The 2,678-nt window shown below is 43.7% G+C and carries 2 protein-coding genes; both read left to right on the forward strand.

Annotated features, from left to right (window positions below):
* The coding region (locus tag FWF39_RS12330; protein WP_343383735.1) for a hypothetical protein at positions 1–634 on the forward strand (634 nt) is incomplete at its 5' end.
* Positions 612–2,522 (forward strand): ATP-binding protein, encoded by a 1,911-nt coding sequence (locus FWF39_RS12335; protein WP_343383736.1) that lies wholly within the window; start codon positions 612–614, stop codon positions 2,520–2,522. The genes FWF39_RS12330 and FWF39_RS12335, both read left to right, overlap by 23 nt.
* Positions 2,523–2,678: the final 156 nt, after the last annotated feature.

The raw sequence follows: 2,678 nt of genomic DNA on the forward strand, positions 1-2,678 counted from the left end.
GACATTGTGGTTTGAGAATGTTGGTTTTCTTAATGAGCAGATGTTGGATACGCCTGTGGGTCGTTTTTCTATTCGGCAGATGGGCATCTTTTTAATTTTTGGTCTTTTAGCTTGGATAGCTTCTCTTGCTTTTGGGGATTTGGTGTTTAAAATTGTGGTGGCGGGTGGCATATTTTTTACTGGAGTAGCCCTTTTCACCCGAAAAATTAAAACTGTTGCCCCTGAAGCCCACCTGCTATATTTCATCAAAAAATTTTTACAAACAACCACAACAACAAAACACAAACACTCCACATCAGTTAAGGGTAAATCGTCTGTGGAGCTAGCCTCACGATCTATGCTGCTCTCAGCGACCTTGGGTGCTCCTGTAAAGGTGGTGGGTGTTCTCAAGGATTTTTCAGGAAAAATTCTCTCAGGTAAAAATTTCAAGGTAAACGTAAACAACACCGCTCACTCAAATGGTGCAACCGACCAAGAAGGATACTTTTGCACTTATTTCACACCCGATCACCCCGGACGTTTTCAAATAGACATTCAACCCGAAGACTCCCAAGAAACAATCCAACAAATAACCATACAAGTCAACCCAAAAACAGAAGAGGTAACCCAAAATGCACAAAAAACTATTGCTTAAGGCTAAGCTTAACCAACAATCCCATCAACCTGCTTGCGTATACGAAGTGTTTCCTGTAAACTATGTCATGTTGCCAAAACAAAAACGTCAAGAAACCCTTGGCCGCTTCCAACGCCTCTTAAACAGCTTGCCCTGCCAAGCCAAACTAACTGCTGTAAAAACCCAAAAGACCCTTGAAATAACTGAAAACCAGTTCACAACCACTTATTACCGCTTCTATATCCAAACAGTTGAACCTATCGACTGGTTAATCGAGCAATGTGGGTTTAAACAACAACCCCTAATTGAACTTCCTAAACCAAACGTAACCAAAACTTTTCCCAAACACCTTCAACTTGAAAACGGCAAACTCCAACGAACTTTCACAGTCTACCAACTGCCCGGTAAACTCTTACCTGGATTTGTCAGTGAACTCTACGGGTTATGTGAAAAAGTGCTAATCAGTGTTAAACCTCTACCGCCTGAAGTGGCTAGCACGCAAATGGGCAAATACTTACGTTTACTCAAAAGTATTTTGTTAGCAGATCAATCCAAAGGCAGATTACCCAAAGAGGAAATCAAACTCAAACATGACATGGCCCAAGCCACCTACCAAGGCCTAATAACGGGAGGTACAAGGCTTTTTGAGCTAAAAGTTAACCTCACCCTTGAAGCTGATAATCTTGAGGAGCTTAAGGTAAAAACCAAGAAACTACGAGATACGTTGCAATCTCGGTTTATACGTCTTGATTGCCCAACATATTTCCAACAAGAACTAACCCACGGCACTATAGGTAAAAAACTGGTTGTTGACACAACTACTGCCAGCACGTTCTTCCCCTTTGTCTCAGCTGATTTGATAGAGTCGCCCGGCGGGGTCTTTTTGGGCATCAACCAATTAACAGGTGCGCCTATAGTGTTTGATCCGCATTTACGGATGAATCAAAATGTCATAGTTATGGGCAAAAGTGGCAGCGGTAAAAGCTTCACCTCAAAAATCCTACTAACCAGACTGCTCCAAAAACACCCCAACATAGCCTACTACATAGTTGATCCTGAGAACGAATACGGCAATGTAGGTCGCCTTTCAGGTGCAGACGTGCTAGATGTCACCACGGAGAAAAACTTGGGCTTAGATCCCGTGAGAATTTTCAGCGATAATAAGGATACTGCGGCAGGCATACTTGCTGATTTGGCGGGTGTGGCGGGTAATCGAAACTACCAAGAACTACGCAGCATCGTAGGCGCAAGCCAAGACCTCCTCGAAGTTTACCAAAACAGTCCACCCAACCTAAAGGATCAACTTGAGACCTTCATCACAGGCCCCGACAGCTTCCTAACCATGGGCCAACCCCAAACATTCTCACACCGCATGGTCTTCAACCTAAGTGCGTTACATCGTCAACTGGCCATGACCCAAAGAAGAAGCCTAACCTTCCAAGCAGCCAACGTCCTTGTTTTTAGTAAAATCTGGCAAATGATAGATGACACTAAATTCTTACCCCTACACATTCCCAAGGTAGTGTTAATCGATGAGCTTTGGCTCTACACGTCTTTGCCTGCGTCGGCAAGCTTTTTGGAGGGGGTTTCACGTAGGGGCAGAAAACGCAACGTCCTTCTTCTACTAAACTCACAACGTTTAGCAGATATTTTGGAAAACTCTGCAGGTAAAGCCGTTATTGAGAACTGTGCAACAAAGGTGATGCTAAGACAGGATGAGTCAGCCATAAAACAGGCAGGCCAAACCATCGGCCTATCCAATAATGAGATGGAGACCTTACTTGAGCTAAACCAAGGCCAAGGACTAATTGTCGCAGGCGACATACACCTACCAATAGACTTTCTAGCCACCCAACAAGAATACAACATATTCACAACCAAACCCACTGAAAGGAGTCCACCAACTTGAAACGGCCCTCTGTCCGCTTACATTTTTGGGATAAAAAAACTATGCATTACTCATCAAGTATTGCCCTATTGCGCCCAAAGGAGGTTTTTGTGTGACTCCAAACTGTAGTGTTATTTTGGGTGATGCTCTTGAGGTGTTGCGCAGTTTTGACGATAA

Source organism: Candidatus Bathycorpusculum sp. (assembly GCF_009778815.1).
GTDB classification, from domain to species: domain Archaea; phylum Thermoproteota; class Bathyarchaeia; order Bathyarchaeales; family Bathycorpusculaceae; genus Bathycorpusculum; species Bathycorpusculum hydrogenotrophicum.

Coding starts and splice junctions, on each gene's coding strand:
- FWF39_RS12335 (WP_343383736.1), top strand. CDS start 612: ATGCACAAAAAACTATTGCTTAAGGCTAAGCTTAACCAACAATCCCAT.